3 protein-coding genes are annotated in these 3,539 nt (G+C 61.4%); all 3 read left to right on the forward strand.

Features of this window, described 5'->3' with window-relative positions; all coding sequences use genetic code 11:
• Nucleotides 1-316: DUF4387 domain-containing protein (locus QCE64_RS36150; protein WP_310009129.1), on the forward strand; the 316-nt coding region annotated here is incomplete at its 5' end.
• A 33-nt stretch (nt 317-349) separates the two neighbouring features.
• Nucleotides 350-1,759, forward strand: coding sequence for an LLM class flavin-dependent oxidoreductase (locus QCE64_RS36155; RefSeq protein WP_310009133.1), 1,410 nt, complete (start codon nt 350-352; stop codon nt 1,757-1,759).
• A 1,033-nt stretch (nt 1,760-2,792) separates the two neighbouring features.
• On the forward strand, nt 2,793-3,539 hold a 747-nt coding region (locus QCE64_RS36160; protein ID WP_310009135.1), incomplete at its 3' end, for an aldehyde dehydrogenase family protein.

The raw sequence follows: 3,539 nt of genomic DNA on the forward strand, positions 1-3,539 counted from the left end.
CAAGACGCTGCGCGAACTGGCGAAGGTGGTGCGCAGCAAGAACTCGGGTCCGTTCGAGATCACGTTCGACGTGATCTTCGACGAACCAACGCTATACGAACGCGTGAAGGCGAGCGGAGTGCTGACCGAGGCGCTGATCTGCAAGCTGTACAACGTGAAGAAGGAAGACATCGTGACCTTGATGTTCTTCGACCCGGCGCGCGCTTTCAAGCTGACGCTGAAGCGTTCGTGGGCGCAGGGCAGTGTGGGCGAGCGCGACACATTCGGCGCGCAGCAGCACGCACCGTTGCTGACGATTGAAATTCCCGGCGTCTGATAACGCCGACAAGAACGAGGAGGCATGCTCAACATGGCAAACAACACTTCGCGTCAGATGACGCTCATCGGTTTCCTGCAGGCTCAGAACTGCTCGACCTATCCTGGCTCCTGGCGTCATAGCGGCGCGATGCAGGACTTCATGTCGCCGGAGTATTACCAGCGCATTGCGCGCACGCTGGAGGAGGGCAAGTTCCATCTGGCCTTCTTCGATGATCGTCTCGCGATGCCGGACATCTACGGCAACGATCATGCGCAGACGGTGGAGCATGGTGTGCGCGCCGTGAAGATGGACCCGTCGCCGATCGTGACCGCGATGGCCATGGCCACGACGCACCTGGGCTTGGGCGCCACGTACTCGACGACCTACTACGAGCCGTACCACATCGCGCGTCACTTCGCGACGCTGGACCTGATGACGAAGGGCCGTGTCGCGTGGAACGTGGTGACGTCGCTGAACGATTCGGAAGCGGCGAACTTCGGTCGCGACATGCATCTGGAGCATGACTTGCGCTACGATCGCGCCGACGAATTTCTCGAGACCGTGATGGGTCATTGGGATTCGTGGGAGAGCGATGCGCTGATCCTCGACAAGGAGAGCGGCCGTTTCGCCGATCCGGCCAAGGTGCATCGACTCGATCACAGGGGCGAGTACTTCAAGTCGCGCGGACCGCTCACGGTGCCGCGTTCGCAGCAGGGTCATCCGGTGTTGATCCAGGCGGGGCAGAGCGGCCGTGGCCGTGCGTTTGCATCGCGCTGGGGCGAGCTGATCTTCGTCGTGTACCCGAACCTTGCAGCGGGCAAGAAGCAGTATGCCGAGCTGAAGCAGGCGGTGTCGGCGGCGGGGCGCGATCCGGAGAAGGTCAAGGTATCGACGGCGTGTTACACGGTGGTCGCCGAATCGGAAGAGATTGCGCAGCAGGAGCGCGAGTACATCGATTCGCTGGCGAAGCCGATCGACTCGCTGACGCTGCTGTGCGAAGTGCTCAACACGGACTTCTCGAAGCGCGACTACGACGCGCCGTTCAGTGATGCCGAGATGAAGGCCATTTCGGGCTGGACGGGTTTCCGCGATCGCGTGGTGATGTTGTCGGGCAAGCAGAATCCGTCGGTGCGTGATTTCGTCGAGTTCTCGAATCGTGCGCGCCTGAATGAGTTCCCGGTGTTCGCGGGCACGGCTAAGACGGTGGCTGACCAGATGGAGCAATGGTTTGTCGAAGGCGGTTGCGACGGCTTCGTGATTTCGCCGACGCACGTTCCTGGCGGCTATGAGGACTTCGTGCGCCAGGTGGTGCCGGAGTTGCAGCGTCGCGGCGTGTTCCGCAAGGACTACGACGGCACGACGTTGCGCGAGAACCTTGGCTTGTCGAAGCCGGATGCGGGCGACTGGCGCAAGCAGGCTTTCGCGGGCGTGAATGGCGAGGCGGAGCGCAAGGCGGGCTAGGGCGGTTGGAGATGGGTCTGTTCAGGCGGCACAGCCTAGCCTTTTTGCCGAGCAATATTCGTCAGGGGTGCGGTATTGCGGGGTGTCGTTGGCTTATCAGCTTGCCACGGTGTCGTGGAGTGGGCCCACTCCGGTGATTGCGGCGATGTTGATCGCCTGGGCTGGGGGGTATTGGCCTCTTGTTGGGTACATTATTTTCCTGGCGGTTATTTCGGTCGTTTCCATCGTTCCGCTCAGGGAAGCTGCGGGGGTCGAGCTTTCTTCTCTCGAGGAATCTATCGAAGAGGATGCTCCCAGGTTTGCGCGGGGCGCCGCCGCGCGGTGAGGGTTTTGATTTTGCTCGCGCTTCGATGGACTTCCCGTATTCGCGTCGGTCTATTAGCACTGCCCCTCCCCGGGGCGGGGGTAACTTTCTTTGCCGCTGCAAAGAAAGTCACCAAAGAAAGCAGCTTTCTTACCGCCCAAGGAACACCAGCGGCACGACACAGAATTGCCTCACTGGCCCGGCCATAGCGAGTGCCCTCATAGGCCCCATCGGGCGTGGATCGCGGACCCACTGTGCAACCGCGCCCCCAAACAAACTGGTGCAGCACCGGAAAGCGCCGGCCCAGCGCTGCGCGCTGCCGAAGGGTATGCAAGGGAAACCGGTGGGAGGTAAAAGCTATGAGATGGATCCATTGGCGAGGAAGCATGGGCAGCCCAGCCCCGATTGACCGGACGGCGGCGCGAAGCGCAGCGCCGGAGCGTGCAAGGGCTGCACCAGTTTGTTCTGTGGTGCGCTTACACAGTGGGTCGGCGATCCACGCCCGGTGGGGCCTATGAGGGCACTCTCTACTGCAGTGCCAGAAACATGGTTCTGTGCTGCGCCCATAGGATGACGCTGGGCGAGAAAAAAAGCTGCTTTCTTTGGTGACTTTCTTTGCAGCAGCAAAGAAAGTTACCCCCCGCCCCGGGGAGGGGCAGTGCTAATAAACCTACGCGAACACAGGAAGTCCATCGAAGCGCTAGCGAACCAAAAAAACCGGAGAAAACAATGACCTTGAAAGATCAACTAAAAGACCCGACCTTGCTGCGCAACGCAGCCTACATCAACGGTGAATGGCAACAATCCCACACTGGCGAAACCTTCGAAGTAAAGAACCCTGCGACGGGCGAATCCCTTGGCTCCGTGCCCAAGATGGGCACAACCGAAACCCGCCGTGCGATCGAAGCAGCGAACGCTGCGTGGCCCGCCTGGCGCAAGAAGACCGCGAAGGAACGCGCGGCCGTGATGCGCAAGTGGTTCGACTTGATGACAGAAAACGCCGATGACCTCGCGTTGATCCTCACCACCGAACAAGGCAAGCCGCTCGCCGAAGCCAAGGGCGAAATCACCTACGCGGCGTCGTTCATCGAATGGTTCGCGGAAGAAGGCAAGCGCGTCGCCGGCGATACCCTCGCTACTCCGGCGGCAGACAAACGCATCGTCGTGACGAAGGAGCCGATCGGCGTATGCGCGGCGATCACGCCATGGAACTTCCCGGCAGCAATGATCACCCGCAAGGTCGGCCCCGCGCTCGCAGCCGGTTGCCCGATCGTGGTGAAACCAGCAGAAGCCACCCCATTCTCGGCCTTCGCCATGGCCGTGCTCGCCGAACGCGCCGGCATTCCGAAGGGCGTGCTGAGCATCCTCACCGGCGACCCGAAAGCCATCGGCGAGGAAATGACCGGCAATCCGATCGTGCGCAAGCTCTCGTTCACCGGCTCCACCGCCGTCGGCCGACTGCTGATGGCGCAAAGC

The sequence above is a fragment of the Caballeronia sp. LZ043 genome, from assembly GCF_031451075.1.
GTDB lineage: Bacteria > Pseudomonadota > Gammaproteobacteria > Burkholderiales > Burkholderiaceae > Caballeronia.